Source organism: Pseudomonas sp. AC016 (assembly GCF_979253365.1).
In genome coordinates this window covers 3,825,771-3,842,702 of record NZ_CEEDCC010000001.1, presented here as the reverse complement: position 1 = coordinate 3,842,702, position 16,932 = coordinate 3,825,771, and the positions used below count along the sequence as shown (strand labels likewise).

Sequence of the window (16,932 nt, the reverse complement as noted above, 5' to 3'; positions counted from 1 at the left end):
CTTATCTACATCTTTCAAGCTTTGCATTAATCTTCATAGTGCCACGATCAGCCTTGGGAATACTTTTCGCCGCCACGTCGAGACCGCTGATGCGAGCAGACCATTGAGGCCCTATACTCGAGTTAACACGCCGATCACCGAAATCATTAATTTTGTCTTTTCCTCCAGCAAAAAGATCCGGATTATGCAATGCAGCCAAAGTATCCATTTTTTCCGAGGCTAGCTGGTTGGCTAAATTTTTTGCCTGCCCCACTGAGATATTTTTTGACCTTAACTCACGAACAATATTGACCACCATATTGTTCGTGAATTGCTCTCGCGCAGCTTTAGCCACCTTCGGATCCCTAACCACATCCTTACTCGTAAAAGCCTCCCGCCCCTTCAAATATTCATCCACCGTCAGATCATTCAGCCCCTTCTGTTGACCCGCCAACTGCCGGTCAAACTCAGGAATCCGATCAAAGTGTTTCGGGCTCACATTGAAGCATGGCACCTTGTGCTCGGGCATGCCCATCGGTTTTTTCGGTGAAGGCTGGTCCGTTTGGCGAGGGGGAGGCGGGGCCGGTTGTTCATCACGGCCAGCTGCACTTCTACGCGGCTCGGATTGTGGCAGGTCGGTGCGCTTTTTCAGCGCGTCCTCATGTTTGAGCATCCACTGCCCCAACCTTGCGCCTTTTGAGCTGGCCTGCATTTCGCTCGCCAGCACGGAAGCGTTACCACGACCACGGGTGAGGTAAGCAACGATGGCACCCAATAACAGCAGCACCATTTCTTCATGGCCTCGCGCGATCTGATCCGCAGCCCTATCCACGGACTGGAAGTCATCACCGCCAAAAGGATTGAGACCATGATCGCCTCGTGTGCCGTTACACACGATGGAAATCCCGCTCAGGTAATACTCACCGATACGTGGAAGACCATCGACGAGGAATTCGGCAATCGACTTCAAGCCCAACGCACTCAGTATCCAGGTGCTGACCTGCAAGCCCATCATTGCGCCTGCGGCGCCAAACGGAACTGCTCCTGCTCCACCAAACAAGGCACCCACGCCAGCCCCGATGGCACCTCCGGTCAAGGTGCTACCTGCGACAATCATGGCGACCTGGGTTGCAACGTCGATCAGATCATTGACGATACAGGAGATGTCGATGTCCGAAAAACGTCGCCTCAACCTGTCGGCAGCCGTCCATCCGGCATGAGTAAATGCGTTTCTGAGGTGGTTGATGCGGCGGAGATGAAGCGCTAGCGTCGGGACGGGTTTATTGTTGTGGCTGTGGTAAGTGCCGCCACCTTGATAGCCCATGCTGTGGATAATGCGGTTTTCTATCTCGAACCATGTGGGCACGATATTCCATATCGGCATTCAGCGTCTCCCTGACAGCTGTGCATCGTTGCGCAGGGACGATAGGGATGGAGGGGAGTGAAGTCAAAGCGGTTTGGGCATTTCTGATTGGTCCTACGGACTTCTTGGCAAAGTCTGACGCCAGACCCAAGGGACCTGTTTAGGGGGGGCAGGCTCGGGCACACTACCGGCCGTGCTCCAGGCCATCGACCAGCAACTGCTGCCTGCGCTTGCGGCTTACAGACAGAGCCAGAGCTGAATCGGGTATGACGCGGAGCGTCACGGGCTGCATGACCACGCGGAGCGTGGTCACGATCACGATTAAATTCAGACTCTGAGCGCGCTGAAAGACCTCAACCCTGCGACAGGGTCTTGGCAATCACATCAACCGTCGCACTGACCTGATCTTCATACCGCGCCAGTTCGCCCTTGTGCTTGTCCTTCAGGTCGATCTGCTGGGAGCACAGGTTCAGCGCGGCCAGCACCAGCAGGCGGTCGCCGATCAGGGTCGGGTATTTGCGTTTGGTGTCGGCCAGCGAGGCGTTGAGCATCGCGGCGGCCTGCAGGAGTTTGACGTCCTCGCCTTCCGGCGCCTTCACCGAATACTGGTTACCCAGGATGGACAGGACCGTCACCCCGTTTCGGTCGAAGTTCATGCTTCGACAGCGCTTGCGCTGGTCGCCCGGTCAACCAGTGCCTGAATGCGGGCGGCGGTGCTGCCCTGCTTTTCTTCCTGCTCCATCAGGCTCAATTGCAAGCTGTCGTTTTCATCCCTGACTTTGGCCAGCTCGGCAGTGAGCTGGGCATTCGTGTTCTGCAGGTTCTGGTTCTGTTGCACCAGATCACCGACAAGGTGTTCCAACTGGCTTAGGGAGGCTTCCAACATTCTGATTACTCGAGCAAATTTCAACGGGCGCACACGATAAAGAAAAGTCACTGCGCATGCCAGCGCTCAGGCCCTACGGCGCTGGCGTCTTACGCCATGGACACGTCTGTAAAGGAACGCATGGGGGCCTTGTGACTGCGATTCTGGGATCTTGTTCCGGCTGTTCGTCAGACCGTCCCGGCCTGCGACATAAACGCACAGCCCATGGGCAAGGTGCCATATGCCGAAACGCCCTATCGCCAGTACTTTCAAGGCTTTGCGAGGGAAATCGCATGCGGATGAAAAAAACGTCATCAATCGAACGTCTATGGGTCATCCCATTGCGCTCAAGTCTCCAGTCGTTCGACCGATAGGCACGCATTCACGTTACTTATTGTTTCTGCCGCATGGATTGCGCACCCTGACTCTGGAAGCCATCTATGTCCCTTCGCAATATGAATATCGCCCCGCGCGCCTTTCTCGGTTTTGCCATGATCGGCGCATTGATGCTGATCCTTGGTGTCTTCGCGCTCTCTCAGATGAGCAAGATCCGCAGCGCGACCGAAGTACTGGCCGATAACAACGTGCCCAGCATCAAGAGCCTTGATCGTTTTGCAGAGGTCAGTATCCGCCTGCGAGTGCTGTCGTACCGTCTGCTGGTCAACCGCGAGCCGGAGATCCAGCAGAAGACCATCGAGTTGCTGGCCATGCGCAACAAACAGATCAACGACGCCCAGGCCATTTACGAGAGGCTGATCAGCGACCCGAACGAGCGCAACCTCTATAACCAGTATGTGCAGTTGCTCGGACAATACCGTGAGCTTGAATCGCGCATGAAGACGCTGACGCTCGCCAACAAGGTCGACGAGCTGCAGGACCTGCTCAATAAAGACATGCTCAGCAACTCCGATCAGATGAATGCCGTTCTGATCAAGCTGGTCGAGATCAACACCGCACAGTTGATGCAGGTGAAGAAGCAGGCAGCCGAGGAATACGAGTCGGCGTTCGACATGGTCATCGCCCTGCTGGTCGCGGCCACCCTGCTGACCCTGGTGTTTGCCTGGATGCTGATCAAAAGCATTACGACCCCTATTGCCGTTGCACTGCATGCTGCCGAAACCATTGCCCAGGGCAACCTGACTCAACCAATCAAGGTTGACGGCACTGACGAAGCCGGTCGCTTGTTGCAGGCCATGAAAACCATGCAGGACAAGCTGCGCGACACGCTGCAGCGCATCTCAGGTTCAGCCACCCAACTGGCGTCCGCCGCTGAAGAACTGAACGCCGTGACCGATGAAAGCGCGCGCGGTCTGGTGCAGCAGAATAACGAGATCGAGCAGGCCGCAACGGCAGTCAACGAAATGACCAGCGCGGTGGAAGAAGTGGCGCGCAACGCGACCAGTACTTCTGAAGCGTCACGCAATGCCACCGCTTCGGCGGGTGACGGTCGTGATCTGGTGCTGGAAACCGTCGGCGCCATCGAACGCATGAGCGGCGATGTGAAGGAAACTGCTGAATTGATCGGCAATCTGGCGAATGAATCCCGTGACATCGGCAAGGTGCTGGATGTGATTCGGGGCCTCGCGGACCAGACCAACCTGCTGGCGCTCAACGCGGCCATCGAGGCGGCACGCGCGGGTGAAGCCGGTCGCGGGTTTGCGGTCGTGGCAGACGAAGTTCGCGCCCTCGCCCATCGCACTCAGCAGTCGACCAGCGAGATCGAACGCATGATCGGCAGCATTCAGGGCGGTACGGAACAGGCTGTGACGTCGATGCGCAACAGCACCGAGCGGGCCGAATCGACCCTGAGCATTGCCAAGGGCGCAGGCATGGCGCTGGACACCATCAACATTGCGGTGGAAGAAATCAAAGAGCGCAATCTGGTGATCGCCAGCGCAGCCGAAGAACAGGCGCAGGTGGCGCGTGAAGTGGACCGTAATCTGGTCAACATCCGTGACCTGTCCGCACAGTCCACCACCGGCGCCAACCAGACCAGCGCCGCCAGCACCGAGCTGTCGCGCCTGGCGGTTGATTTGAACAGCATGGTGGGGCGATTCGCCCTCTGATCAGCGCTCTGCCCGCACTCTGCATGGAACGATCAACGTAACTGATCGTTCCTCACGCTCCGCGTGGGAATGCCGCTCAGGACGCTCCGCGTCCGGTCCTGAGCGCGACTACGTCTCTACAGCCTGACACTCGCAAACGTCGATTCATTACGTGCCTGACTGAGTGCCGACATCGGCCCTGACAGCGGAGCCAGTACCAATGCCTGCGGGATCGGCATCATGGCGACCTGCTGTGCGGTGTTGGAGCCTACGCGCTCGTCACGCGGCGGAATACCAAAGTATTCGCGGTAGCACTTGGAAAAGTGCGGCGTGGAGACGAAGCCGCAGACCGAGGCCACTTCGATGATCGACATCGGCGTCTGCTTGAGCAGTTGCCGGGCACGAATCAAACGCAGCTTCAGGTAGTAGCGCGACGGCGAGCAATGCAGGTATTTCTGGAACAGCCGCTCCAGTTGTCTGCGGGAAACGGCGACGTAGACGGCCAGTTCGTCGAGGTCGATCGGCTCTTCGAGGTTGGCCTCCATCAGCGCCACGATTTCCTGAAGCTTGGGCTGATTGGTGCCCAGCATGTGCTTGAGCGGCACGCGCTGGTGATCCTGCTCGTTGCGAATACGCTCGTAGACGAACATCTCGGAAATCGCTGCCGACAGTTCACGACCATGATCGCGACTGATCAGGTGCAGCATCATGTCCAGCGGCGCGGTGCCACCGGAACTGGTGAAACGGTTACGGTCGAGGGTGAACAGACGTGTGCTCATCGCTACTCGCGGAAAGGCTTCCTGCATGGACGCCAGACATTCCCAATGCACGCTGCAGTCGAAACCGTCCAGCAGACCCGCGCAGGCCAGAGCCCAACTGCCCGTACACACGGCACCCAGCCGACGGGACTGGCGCGCCTGACTTTGCAGCCAGCTCACATGCTCGCGGGTGACAGTGCGCTGAATGCCGACACCGCCACAGACGATCACGGTGTCCATGACCGGTGCCTGATGCATCGCTGCATCCGGGGTGATCTGCAAACCGTCACTGGCCCAGACCTGACCGCCGTCCACACTCAGAGTGGTCCAGCGATAAAGCTCACGGCCCGACAACTGGTTGGCCATTCGCAGAGGTTCTACCGCTGATGCAAGGGAGATCAGTGTGAAGTTGTCCAGCAGCAGAAAGCCGATGGATTGTGGGGCGCGGTTCTGGGGTTGAGCCCCTTGATTGAACGATGTCATCACACTATCTCCTCTCACGTGGCGGGGGTCGGCCTCAGGCGAGGCTCTTGTTATAGCCTTCATCCATCGAGGGCTTTGCAATGACATCGCAAATCCCGTGCCTGAATTTGATCAGCCATTCAATAACCCCTGAAAACGACGTCGCGATGCGTCTATCCGGTAGCGACGTGCCTGTCTGTTTGCGACGTGGAGGACTGCGCAAGGCGTTGCCGTGTGAGCAATTCGGTAGCACTGCAAGGAAACGGCAACCGAGTGACTACTCGGGGAGTGCTACCCAAAGCACAGGGGCGCAGGTAAACAGCCAGCCCCGATTTCGCGCTAAAACGTGGCGGCTTTCGGGGCTGATGTTCGAAAATCGAGCAGCCGTTTGCAGCTGCAAGGTCGGGCCATGACCCTGCCATCCCGGAACTAACCCGGAACAACCCCCTCAAAAAGACCGCGTTCGCGAAGGCGCTGCTCGTCATGAACGGGTTCATGACCGGTTTTCAGGCCCGAGTGCCTGTGCCCTGCTCTGCTACGCTGGAGCCGCACCGCCCGCAGCATGGGCCTTCACGCAAGCGCTCGACGCCCGGCACCGACATGCCCATACCCATCAGCGCCATAGGCCTCGAGCAGCACAGCCAGCAGACGTTTTTGGCCGTTTTCTGGCTGCTCCACCCCTGTAGAAGTGCGCTTGCACGTTGGAATAAATCTGTAAGCGACCTTGCGCACACTGGATGCGACCCCGCCTGTACTGGATACGACGCCCCCAGTATGCGTTTGATTTTGCCTGTTACATGATCGGCCTCGACTCGATCGCCAGGCGCAGTGATGGAGCTTCGCGAAATGCATTGCCAACACATAAGTCGCGTCAGCGCTCACCTGCTGATGACCAGAAGAAACTCACAGGAGTCCACCCCATGAAAGCTTCCAAATCGTTGCTGTTGGCCGCCACGCTCTGTACCCCGATGCTGGTCCAGGCCGCCGAACCAGAGGCATGTCATACCGTGAACTTCTCCGATGTCGGCTGGACCGACATCACCGTCACTACCGCAGTGACCAGCGCCGTACTCGAATCCCTCGGCTACAAGACCAAGACCACCATGATCTCCGTTCCCGTGACCTACAAGTCTCTGGCGGACGGCAAAAACATGGACGTGTTTCTGGGCAACTGGATGCCGACCATGGAAAACGACATCAAGGCTTATCGCGAAGCCGGCACCGTCGAAACCGTTCGAGCCAACCTGGAAAACGCCAAGTACACCCTCGCTGTACCTGAAGCGCTCTACAACAAGGGCCTGAAAGACTTTTCCGACATCGCCAAATTCAAGAAGGAACTGGGCGGCAAGATCTACGGCATCGAGCCTGGCAATGACGGCAACCGCCTGATCCAGAGCATGATCGACAAGAACGCCTTCGGCCTGAAAGACGCAGGTTTCAAGGTGGTCGAGTCCAGCGAGGCCGGCATGCTGTCGCAGGTGGATCGTGCGACCCGCCGCGACACCGACGTGGTCTTCCTGGGCTGGGAGCCGCACCCGATGAACAAGCGCTTCAAGATGAAGTACCTGACCGGTGGCGATGAGTTCTTCGGCCCCAACTTCGGTCAGGCGACCATCTACACCAACACGCGCAAGGGCTACACCCAGGAATGCAGCAACGTAGGCCAGTTGCTCAAGAACCTGTCGTTCACACTGGACATGGAAAGCACGCTGATGGGCAACGTTCTGGAAGACAAGATGAAGCCGGATGCGGCCGCTAAGGCGTGGATCAAGAAGAACCCTCAAGTGCTCGACACCTGGCTTGCCGGTGTGACCACTGTTGACGGCAAACCGGGGCTGGAGGCTGCCAAGGCCAAGCTGACCCAGTAAGCCGGCGGCAGGCGGGCATGTCCCGCCTGTTGCTTTCATTTTTCTCCGCAAGCGGACAATCACTATCATGCTGACTGATCATAAAATCCCTCTGGGCGAGTACATCGCGGCGTTCGTCGACTGGCTGACGCGTAACGGCGCCGACTACTTCGATGCGATTGCCTCGACACTGGAAATGATGATCCACGGGCTGACCTTCGCCCTCACCTGGTTCAACCCGTTCGTACTGATTGGCCTGATCGCTGCACTCGCACACTTTATCCAGCGCAAATGGGGCCTGACGGTGTTCGTTATCCTCTCGTTCCTGCTGATCCTGAACCTGCATTACTGGCAGGAAACCATGGAAACCCTGGCGCAGGTGCTGTTCGCCACGATGGTCTGTGTCGTGATCGGCGTGCCGCTGGGCATCATTGCCGCGCACAAGCCGATGTTCTACACCGTCATCCGCCCGCTGCTCGACCTGATGCAGACGGTGCCCACTTTCGTTTATCTGATTCCGACGCTGACGCTGTTCGGTCTGGGCGTGGTGCCCGGTCTGATTTCGACGGTGGTGTTCGCCATCGCCGCGCCGATCCGCCTGACGTACCTGGGTATCCGCGACGTGCCGCAGGAACTGCTCGACGCGGGCAAGGCATTCGGCTCCTCGCGCCGCCAGTTGCTGACACGAATCGAACTGCCCTACGCCATGCCAAGCATCGCGGCCGGTATCACCCAGTGCATCATGCTGTCGCTGTCGATGGTGGTGATTGCGGCGCTGGTCGGTGCCGACGGTCTGGGCAAACCTGTGGTCAACGCATTGAACACCGCTGATATCGCCCTGGGCTTCGAAGCCGGTCTGGCGATCGTACTGCTGGCCATCATGCTCGACCGCATCTGCAAACAACCCGAAGGCAAGGTAGGGTCCGACGCATGAGTATCATCAAATTCGACAAGGTAGACGTCATCTTCTCCAGGGACCCGCGTGAGGCCCTGAAGCTGCTGGACGAAGGCCTGACGCGTGACCAGATCCTCAAGAAAACCGGGCAGATCGTAGGGGTGGAAAACGCCACTCTGGAAATCGAGAAAGGCGAAATCTGCGTACTGATGGGCCTGTCCGGCTCCGGCAAATCCAGCCTGCTGCGCTGCATCAACGGTCTGAATACCGTGAGCCGCGGCTCGCTGTTCGTCGAGCATGAAGGCTCGCAGATCAATATTGCCAGTTGCTCGGCGGCAGAGCTGAAGATGATGCGCACCAAGCGCATCGCCATGGTCTTTCAGAAGTTCGCCCTGATGCCTTGGCTGACGGTACGTGAAAACATCAGTTTCGGTTTGGAAATGCAGGGTCGCCCTGAGAAGGAACGACGCAAGCTGGTGGACGAGAAGCTGGAACTGGTCGGCCTGACGCAATGGCGCAACAAGAAGCCGGACGAGCTTTCCGGTGGCATGCAGCAACGCGTGGGCCTGGCCCGTGCGCTGGCCATGGACGCGGACATCCTGCTGATGGACGAACCGTTCTCGGCGCTCGACCCGTTGATCCGCCAAGGTCTGCAGGACGAACTGCTGGCGCTGCAAAGCAAGCTGAGCAAGACCATTGTGTTCGTCAGCCATGACCTGGATGAGGCGCTGAAACTGGGCAGCCGCATCGCGATCATGAAAGACGGCCGCATCGTTCAGTACAGCGTGCCGGAGCAGATCGTGCTCAACCCGGCGGATGAATACGTGCGCACCTTCGTCGCGCATACCAATCCGCTGAACGTGCTGTGCGGCCGCAGCCTGATGCGCACGGTGGACCAGTGCACCCGAGTCAACGGCTCGGTATGCCTGGATCCGGGTGGTGATTCCTGGCTGGATCTGGCCGACGGCAATGTCATCAAAGGCGCACGTCAGGGCACCGGCACGCTGGACCTGCAGAACTGGACCCCGGGCCAGGACGTCAACACCCTCGACCGCCGCCCGACCCTCGTGCACTCCAACATCGGCATGCGCGACGCCTTGCAGATCCGCTACCAGACCGGCAACAAACTGGTGCTGCAGGATGGCAATCAGGTCGTCGGCATCCTTGGCGATACCGAGCTGTATCACGCGCTGCTGGGCAAGAATCACGGCTGAACGATCAGCGATCTCCAGCACACCGATCGTGCCCATGCTCCGCGCTCAGCGTTATACATAAATCCTCCTGGAGGAATACGATGTTGATCGTTCCCACGCTCTGCGTGGGAATGCCTCCCAGGACGCTCCGCGTCCGCTCTCGAATGTGGCGCAGATGCGCGCCCAGGCTCCAGCGTTTCCACGTCATGCGCTCGGCTCACTTAATCCGCAATCTGTGCCATTTGTGACGCGGAGCGTCACGGGAGGCATGCCCACGCGGAGCGATGGGCACGATCAGTGGACACGCCTGTCATTTTTTATTGATTGATCGTTCAATTAAAAATCTTTAGACTGTGCCAGCCATTTCGGTATAACGATCACTTCAGCCACTCGGGAGAATCGCGTTTATGCCAAAGGTCGGCATGCAACCCATCCGCCGCCAACAGTTGATCCAGGCCACGCTTACCGCGGTCGATCAGGTCGGCATGGGCGACGCCAGTATTGCGTTGATCGCCCGTCTTGCAGGCGTTTCGAACGGCATCATCAGTCACTACTTTCAGGACAAGAACGGCCTGATCGCAGCCACCATGCGCCATCTGATGAATGCACTGATACAGACCGTCAGGGACCGCCGTCAGGCCCTGACCGACGACAGCCCGCGTGCGCATCTGCAAGTGATCATCGAAGGCAACTTCGACGCCAGCCAGGTCAACGGCCCGGCCATGAAAACCTGGCTCGCCTTCTGGGCAACCAGCATGCATCACCCGTCGCTGCACCGTTTGCAGCGCATCAACGACCATCGTCTGTATTCGAACCTGTGTTGTCAGTTCCGCCGCGCGTTGCCGCTGGAACAGGCACGCAATGCGGCCCGCGGGCTCGCAGCCCTGATTGATGGGCTGTGGCTGAGAGGCGCGCTGTCAGGCGATGCATTCGACACCGAGCAAGCGCAACGGATCGCTTACGAATACATGGATTTTCAATTGGCGAAATCGGCGAACTGAGCGCTTTCGAAGCGCCATCACCGAACGACTGAAACGCCGTGTTGCCCAATGTTTCCGGCACACAGAATCAGTCATCGCCTCCCCCACTGAATTTGCGAGGACTTTATGGCCCGTTTTGAATTGCAAAAACTCTACATCGACGGCGGTTATGTCGATGCCAGCAACACCGAGACCTTCGACTCCATCAACCCGGCGAACGGCGAAGTACTGGCCAAGATCCAGCGCGCCAGCAAGGAAGATGTCGAGCGCGCCGTGGTCGCCGCCGAAAAGGGCCAGAAAATCTGGGCCGCCATGACCCCAGTCGAGCGTTCGCGCATCCTGCGTCGTGCCGTGGACATCCTGCGTGAGCGCAACGATGAACTGGCCGCTCTGGAAACCCTGGACACCGGCAAGGCCATCTCGGAAACCCGTTACGTCGACATCGTCACCGGCGCTGACGTGCTGGAATATTACGCAGGTCTGGTGCCCGCCATCGAAGGCGAACAGATCCCGCTGCGCGACTCCTCCTTTGTCTACACCCGCCGCGAGCCGCTGGGTGTGGTGGCCGGGATCGGCGCGTGGAACTACCCGATCCAGATCGCCCTGTGGAAATCCGCACCGGCGCTGGCGGCAGGCAACGCGATGATCTTCAAGCCAAGTGAAGTCACCTCGCTGACCACCTTGAAACTGGCTGAAATCTACACCGAAGCGGGCGTCCCGAATGGCGTGTTCAACGTGCTGACCGGCAGCGGCCGTGAAGTCGGCACCTGGATCACCGAGCACCCGCGCATCGAGAAAGTCTCCTTTACCGGCGGCACCGACACCGGCAAGAAAGTCATGGCCAGTGCCTCGAGCTCGTCGCTCAAGGAAGTGACCATGGAGCTGGGCGGCAAGTCGCCGCTGATCGTGTTCGACGACGCCGATCTGGATCGTGCTGCCGACATCGCCATGATGGCCAACTTCTACAGCTCGGGTCAGGTCTGCACCAACGGCACCCGCGTGTTCGTGCCGAACGCACTGAAAGCCGAGTTCGAAGCAAAGATCCTCGAGCGCGTGAAGCGTATTCGTGCCGGTAACCCGGAAGACGAAAACATCAACTTCGGCCCGCTGGTCAGCTTCGAGCATATGGAAAGCGTGCTGGGCTACATCGCCAAGGGCAAGGAACAGGGCGCACGCCTGCTGTGTGGCGGCGAGCGGCTGACTGGCGGTGAGTTCGCCAAAGGCGCCTATGTCGCGCCGACCGTGTTCACCGACTGCACCGACGAGATGACCATCGTGCGCGAAGAGATCTTCGGCCCGGTGATGAGCATCCTCGGCTACGACACCGAAGACGAAGTGGTCCGTCGCGCCAACGACACCGATTTCGGCCTGGCAGCCGGCATCGTGACCCGCGACCTCAACCGCGCACACCGTGTGATCCATCTGCTGGAAGCCGGTATCTGCTGGATCAACGCCTGGGGCGAGTCGGCAGCGCAAATGCCGGTCGGCGGTTACAAGCAGTCGGGCGTGGGCCGTGAAAACGGTATCAGCTCGCTGGCCCAGTACACCCGGATCAAGTCGGTACAGATCGAGCTGGGTGACTACGCGTCGGTTTTCTGAGGTTCGTTGAGTTGAATTTCGTCTGAGGCGAGGCCTTCGCGAGCGAGCTCGTGAATGGCCCGCCTCAAGTAGCGCACTGGCATGGGGTGCCAGGGGTCGAGCCACAAGCTGCTTGACCCGCGCTGATTTGCATTTGCCCCACCTACCTTGAAGAGGGCGCATTTATGTCCCGGGAATTCGATTACATCATCATTGGTGCCGGTTCGGCCGGTAATACTCTGGCAGCCCGTCTGACCGAAGACGAAGGCGTCACCGTTCTGCTGCTGGAAGCCGGCGGCCCGGACTATCGTCTGGACTTCCGTACCCAGATGCCTGCCGCACTGGCGTTCCCGCTGCAGGGCCGCCGCTACAACTGGGCCTACGAGACCGAGCCAGAGCCGCACATGAACAACCGCCGTATGGAATGCGGTCGCGGCAAGGGCCTTGGCGGCTCGTCGTTGATCAACGGCATGTGCTACATCCGTGGCAACGCAATGGACTATGACGGCTGGGCGAAAGAACCGGGTCTGGAAGACTGGAGCTACCTCGATTGCCTGCCGTATTTCCGCAAGGCAGAGACCCGCGACATCGGCGCCAACGATTATCACGGCGGCGAAGGTCCGGTCAGTGTGACCACGCCCAAGGCAGGCAACAACCCGTTGTTCCATGCCATGGTCGAGGCCGGTGTACAGGCTGGTTATCCGCGCACCGATGACCTGAACGGCTATCAGCAGGAAGGCTTCGGTCCGATGGACCGTACCGTGACGCCCAAGGGCCGTCGCGCCAGCACGGCGCGCGGCTATCTGGACGAAGCGAAAAAGCGCTCGACGCTGAACATCGTCACTCACGCGCTGACTGACCGCATCCTGTTCGAAGGCAAGCGTGCCGTCGGCGTCGCATATCTGGTCGGCGACAGCGACACCCGCCATGAAGCTCGTGCACGCAAGGAAGTCCTGCTGTGCGGTGGCGCGATTGCCTCGCCGCAGATCCTGCAACGCTCCGGCGTCGGCCCTGCCGAATTGCTGAACAAGCTGGACATTCCAGTGGTTCACGACCTGCCGGGCGTCGGCCAGAACCTTCAGGATCACCTGGAGATGTACCTGCAGTACGCCTGCACTCAGCCGGTGTCGCTCTACCCTTCCCTGATGTGGTGGAACCAGCCTGCAATTGGTGCGGAGTGGATGTTCCTCGGCACCGGCATCGGCGCCAGCAACCAGTTCGAAGCCGGTGGTTTCATCCGTTCGAGCGAAGCGTTCGAGTGGCCGAACATTCAGTATCACTTCCTGCCGGTAGCCATTAACTACAACGGTACGAAGGGTGTGCAGGAGCATGGTTTCCAGGCACACGTCGGTTCGATGCGTTCGCCAAGCCGTGGCCGTGTGCACGTCAAGTCCAAGGACCCCCGCGAGTACCCGAGCATCCTGTTCAATTACATGGCGTCCGATCAGGACTGGCAGGAATTTCGCGACGGCATCCGCCTGACCCGCGAAATCATGCAGCAGCCTGCGCTGGATCCGTACCGTGGCCGCGAAATCAGCCCGGGTATTGATGTGCAGTCGGACGAGGCGCTGGACCAGTTCGTGCGTGAACACGCCGAGACGGCCTATCACCCTTCGTGCTCCTGCAAGATGGGCACCGACGAAATGGCCGTGGTCGATGGCCAGGGCCGTGTGCATGGCATGCAGAGCCTGCGTGTGGTGGATGCGTCGATCATGCCGATCATCACAACCGGCAACCTGAACGCCCCCACGATCATGATCGCCGAGAAAATCGCCGACAAGATCCGCGGCCGCCAGCCCCTGCCGCGCAGCACTGCAGACTACTTCGTGGCGGGCGACAAGCCAGCACGTGGCAAGCCGCTGCGCGAAATCAGCCATCAGGCCTGAACCACTGATGATCGTGCTCCGCGTCGTACTCAAGACCGGACGCAGAGCGTCCTGAGAGGCGTTAGGGAACGATCTTCTGACCGTTCATGATAGTGCCCATGCTCCGCGTGGGCATGCAGCCCGGGACGCTCCGCGTCCCATTCGGGAACAGACGCAGAGCTCCACACCAGGATCACGCAAGCGTCTATCTCAACCCAACGGGTGCAGCACGGCCCGTCCTCGGGTTAATCTCAGTCTTCAAGGCAATCGGTCCACAAGACCGTCCGGACTTCACCGACCGCCCTCAAGAAGGAGCTTGTCTGCATGTTCGATTTCTCCGCTCAGCTCAAGCAGCGGTTTGCTGCCCTCAAGAGCGATGCACAATTCTTTTCCGTGCGTTATGTCCGTCGAAACGGCCAGCGTCTGTCTGTGCGCAAGAACGTGGCCGAGCCGCCTTCGCTGTTCACCGATGAAGGCGCGATGCTGACGGTTCGCCTCAATGGCGTTGAAACCTACGCCGCGACCCATGACATATCTCAGAACGGCCTGCAGGCTGCCCTGCATCAGGCCGAGGCCATGGCCCGCCGTCTGGCGCCGCATGCGCTGCTGGACCTGAGTGCACAACCCGTGTCCACCGCAAAGGCCGACTACTTCTCGCCAAACTTCAACCAGGCGTTCCCGCCGCTGAGCGACTGCATCGGTCTGCTGATGAGCGAGTCCACGGCCGTCCCGAAAGACGAACGGTTGGTCAACTGGCAGGCCGAGTTGGGGCTGGAGACCGTCGAGCAGATCTACTTCAACACCGCCGGTGCCGAGCTGCGCCAGGCGCAGCGCTTTGTCTTTCCGGGCATGAGCGTCACGGCCTACGACGGAAGCGACAGCCAGACCCGCAGCCTGGGCGGTCAGAATTTCGGCCAGCAGGGCGGCGTTGAAGTGCTGAGCAACTGCGGTTTGATCGGCGCGGCAGCGACAGTCGCCGATCAGGCGTTGCAGTTGATTCTGGCCCCCAACACACCGTCCGGCCCGCGCGACCTACTGTTGATGCCGGACCAGATGGTGCTGCAGATTCACGAGTCCATCGGCCACCCGCTGGAGCTGGACCGGATCCTGGGCGATGAGCGCAATTACGCAGGCACCAGCTTCGTCAAAATGTCGGACTTCGGCACCCTGCAGTACGGCTCCAACCTGCTCAACGTGACGTTCGACCCGGACATCCCCGAGCAGCTCGCCAGTTACGGCCATGACGACGAAGGCACGGCGGCCAGCAAGCAATTCCTGATCCGCGACGGCCTGCTGCAACGCCCGCTGGGTGGCGCACTGTCGCAATACCGCAGCGGCCTGGACGGCGTGGCCAACAGCCGCGCCAGCAACTGGAACCGTCCGCCCATCGATCGCATGGCCAACCTGAACATCGAGCCGGGCGATCAATCGATGGACAGCCTGATCGGCAACATCGAGCACGGCATTCTGATGTCGAGCAACCGTTCGTGGTCCATCGACGACGCGCGCAACAAATTCCAGTTCGGCTGCGAATGGGGCCAATTGATCGAGAACGGCGAACTCAAGAGCGTGGTGAAGAACCCCAACTATCGGGCGATCTCTGCACGCTTCTGGAAAAGCCTCAGCGCCGTGGGCGATGCCAGCACCTTCAAAGTGCTGGGCACGCCAAACTGCGGCAAGGGTGAGCCTAACCAGGTGATCCGGGTCGGCCACGCGACGCCCGCGTGTGTCTTCAGCCAGGTGGATGTGTTTGGAGGAGATGCCTGATGGCTCAGCAACAGCAATTCGAAGCACTGGTCGCCTTGCTCAAGGCGGCCATCCGCCCGACCGAACAGTTCACCCTGGCCTATGACGCCGAGGCGTCGGACTTCATCCGCTTCAACCACGGCCAGGTGCGCCAGGCAGGGCAAGTGCAGCAAGCCATTTTGAGCTTGAAGCTGATCGATGACGGCCGCCACGCCAATCTGGAAGTCACGTTGTCCGGCGATACAGACACCGATGCGCAACGTTTGACCGATGCTCTGCAGCAACTGCGCGAAACGCTGCCACTGCTGTCGAAGGACCCGTATCTGTTGCCCAACACGCAGCCGTGGCAGAGCAATAACGTTCAGGAAAATCCGCTGCCTGACAGCGGGCAGGTCGTGGAACGGATCAGCGAACTGGCTCAAGGGCTGGATCTGGTCGGTTTCTACGCCTCAGGCCCGCTGTACCGAGGGTTCGCCAGTTCATGGGGTGCGCTGGGCTGGCATCAGGCCAACAGCTTCAACTTCGACTGGAGCCTGTTTCACGAAAACGGTCAGGCCGTGAAAGCCAACTATGCCGGTCACGACTGGGACAACGAGGCGTTCACGCGCCGCTTCGAGCAGGCCCGCGAGCAGCTGGATTATCTGAGTCGCCCGCTGCATACCCTCGAACCCGGACAGTACCGCGCCTATCTCGCTCCGGCGGCGCTGGACGAAGTCATCGGCATGCTGAGCTGGGGCGGGTTTTCCGCGCAGGCGATTGCCAGCAAGCGCAGCCCGTTGCAGCGCCTGTACAACGGCGACGCGCAGTTCAGTCCCTTGGTCAGCATCGAGGAGAAGGTCAGCGGTTCTTTGTCGCCTGCGTTCTCCCGTGAGGGCTATCCGCGCAAGGATCTGACCCTCGTCGCGGGCGGCAAGGCGGGCGAGCAACTGGTGGATTCCAGCAGCGCCGCCGAATACGACTTGCAGGCCAACGGTGCCGACTACGGCGAATGGCCCAGCGCCCTGGCCATTGCCGGCGGTTCGCTGGAGCTGGATCAGGTGCTGCAAAAGCTGGGCACCGGGCTGTACATCAGCAACCTCTGGTACCTGAATTTTTCCGATCAGGCTGCAGGCCGTCTGACCGGCATGACGCGTTTTGCGACCTTCTGGGTCGAGGATGGCAAAATCGTCGCGCCGGTCAGCACCATGCGTTTCGACGACAGTGCTTACAGCCTGCTGGGCAGCGCACTGGAAGATCTGACGCATGAAAGGGAACTCATTCTGCAATCGAGCACCTACAGTCAGCGCCAGACAGGATCCATTCAATTGCCGGGTGCTTTGATCAGCCGACTGACCCTCACGTTGTAAAAAGGAGCTT

The 16,932-nt window shown here is 59.7% G+C and carries 13 protein-coding genes and 1 pseudogene; 10 read left to right on the top strand and 4 right to left on the bottom strand.

From position 1 onward, the window contains the following. Position 1: 1 nt before the first annotated feature. From AC0IXS_RS17315 to AC0IXS_RS17305, 3 genes are all read right to left on the bottom strand, one after another. Complete coding sequence (locus tag AC0IXS_RS17315; RefSeq protein WP_471825265.1) at positions 2-1,363, bottom strand: DUF6861 domain-containing protein; 1,362 nt, start codon at positions 1,361-1,363, stop codon at positions 2-4. A 332-nt stretch (positions 1,364-1,695) separates the two neighbouring features. Further along, positions 1,696-1,998, bottom strand: a complete 303-nt coding sequence (locus AC0IXS_RS17310) for a cell division protein ZapA (RefSeq protein ID WP_004888061.1) — start codon at positions 1,996-1,998, stop codon at positions 1,696-1,698. Continuing rightward, positions 1,995-2,228, bottom strand: a complete 234-nt coding sequence (locus tag AC0IXS_RS17305) for a hypothetical protein (RefSeq protein ID WP_004888063.1) — start codon at positions 2,226-2,228, stop codon at positions 1,995-1,997. The genes AC0IXS_RS17310 and AC0IXS_RS17305 overlap by 4 nt, the downstream gene beginning before the upstream one ends. Before the next feature lie 419 nt (positions 2,229-2,647). Here AC0IXS_RS17305 and AC0IXS_RS17300 point away from each other — a divergent pair. Next, positions 2,648-3,418: pseudogene (locus AC0IXS_RS17300) on the top strand (MCP four helix bundle domain-containing protein); the annotation flags it as partial. Then, entirely contained in the window at positions 3,401-4,273 is an 873-nt protein-coding gene (locus AC0IXS_RS17295; RefSeq protein WP_471826258.1) for a methyl-accepting chemotaxis protein, read from the top strand. The pseudogene AC0IXS_RS17300 and the gene AC0IXS_RS17295, both read left to right, overlap by 18 nt. 116 nt (positions 4,274-4,389) lie before the next feature. Here the strand turns inward: AC0IXS_RS17295 and gbdR are convergent, their stop codons facing one another. Next, a complete protein-coding gene (gene gbdR / locus AC0IXS_RS17290) occupies positions 4,390-5,493 on the bottom strand; it encodes a choline metabolism transcriptional regulator GbdR (protein WP_004888066.1) in 1,104 nt (367 codons plus the stop codon). Positions 5,494-6,392: 899 nt separating this feature from the next. On the opposite strand from gbdR, the gene AC0IXS_RS17285 reads away from it, so the two are divergent. From AC0IXS_RS17285 to AC0IXS_RS17250, 8 genes are all read left to right on the top strand, one after another. Beyond that, positions 6,393-7,340, top strand: a complete 948-nt coding sequence (locus tag AC0IXS_RS17285) for a choline ABC transporter substrate-binding protein (protein ID WP_004888068.1) — start codon at positions 6,393-6,395, stop codon at positions 7,338-7,340. Between the two features lie 64 nt (positions 7,341-7,404). Next, on the top strand, positions 7,405-8,253 hold the full coding sequence (gene choW / locus AC0IXS_RS17280; protein WP_170968957.1) for a choline ABC transporter permease subunit: 849 nt from the start codon (positions 7,405-7,407) through the stop codon (positions 8,251-8,253). After that, a complete protein-coding gene (gene choV, locus AC0IXS_RS17275; RefSeq protein ID WP_004888073.1) occupies positions 8,250-9,428 on the top strand; it encodes a choline ABC transporter ATP-binding protein in 1,179 nt (392 codons plus the stop codon). Before choW ends, choV begins: the two co-directional genes overlap by 4 nt. A gap of 386 nt (positions 9,429-9,814) precedes the next feature. Then, positions 9,815-10,408 carry a transcriptional regulator BetI gene (gene betI, locus AC0IXS_RS17270; RefSeq protein ID WP_004888075.1) on the top strand — a complete coding sequence of 198 codons (594 nt, stop codon included), beginning with the start codon at positions 9,815-9,817 and terminating at the stop codon, positions 10,406-10,408. 105 nt (positions 10,409-10,513) lie between these two features. Continuing rightward, entirely contained in the window at positions 10,514-11,986 is a 1,473-nt protein-coding gene (gene betB, locus AC0IXS_RS17265) for a betaine-aldehyde dehydrogenase (protein WP_057407968.1), read from the top strand. A gap of 164 nt (positions 11,987-12,150) precedes the next feature. After that, entirely contained in the window at positions 12,151-13,851 is a 1,701-nt protein-coding gene (betA, locus tag AC0IXS_RS17260; protein WP_471825261.1) for a choline dehydrogenase, read from the top strand. Positions 13,852-14,154: 303 nt separating this feature from the next. Then, positions 14,155-15,597, top strand: a complete 1,443-nt coding sequence (locus AC0IXS_RS17255; protein ID WP_057407970.1) for a TldD/PmbA family protein — start codon at positions 14,155-14,157, stop codon at positions 15,595-15,597. Then, complete coding sequence (locus tag AC0IXS_RS17250; protein ID WP_057407971.1) at positions 15,597-16,922, top strand: TldD/PmbA family protein; 1,326 nt, start codon at positions 15,597-15,599, stop codon at positions 16,920-16,922. The genes AC0IXS_RS17255 and AC0IXS_RS17250 overlap by 1 nt, the downstream gene beginning before the upstream one ends. Positions 16,923-16,932: the final 10 nt, after the last annotated feature.

Coding starts and splice junctions, on each gene's coding strand:
- AC0IXS_RS17315 (WP_471825265.1), bottom strand. CDS start 1,363: ATGCCGATATGGAATATCGTGCCCACATGGTTCGAGATAGAAAACCGC.
- AC0IXS_RS17310 (WP_004888061.1), bottom strand. CDS start 1,998: ATGAACTTCGACCGAAACGGGGTGACGGTCCTGTCCATCCTGGGTAAC.
- AC0IXS_RS17305 (WP_004888063.1), bottom strand. CDS start 2,228: ATGTTGGAAGCCTCCCTAAGCCAGTTGGAACACCTTGTCGGTGATCTG.
- AC0IXS_RS17295 (WP_471826258.1), top strand. CDS start 3,401: ATGAAAACCATGCAGGACAAGCTGCGCGACACGCTGCAGCGCATCTCA.
- gbdR (WP_004888066.1), bottom strand. CDS start 5,493: ATGACATCGTTCAATCAAGGGGCTCAACCCCAGAACCGCGCCCCACAA.
- AC0IXS_RS17285 (WP_004888068.1), top strand. CDS start 6,393: ATGAAAGCTTCCAAATCGTTGCTGTTGGCCGCCACGCTCTGTACCCCG.
- choV (WP_004888073.1), top strand. CDS start 8,250: ATGAGTATCATCAAATTCGACAAGGTAGACGTCATCTTCTCCAGGGAC.
- betI (WP_004888075.1), top strand. CDS start 9,815: ATGCCAAAGGTCGGCATGCAACCCATCCGCCGCCAACAGTTGATCCAG.
- betB (WP_057407968.1), top strand. CDS start 10,514: ATGGCCCGTTTTGAATTGCAAAAACTCTACATCGACGGCGGTTATGTC.
- betA (WP_471825261.1), top strand. CDS start 12,151: ATGTCCCGGGAATTCGATTACATCATCATTGGTGCCGGTTCGGCCGGT.
- AC0IXS_RS17255 (WP_057407970.1), top strand. CDS start 14,155: ATGTTCGATTTCTCCGCTCAGCTCAAGCAGCGGTTTGCTGCCCTCAAG.
- AC0IXS_RS17250 (WP_057407971.1), top strand. CDS start 15,597: ATGGCTCAGCAACAGCAATTCGAAGCACTGGTCGCCTTGCTCAAGGCG.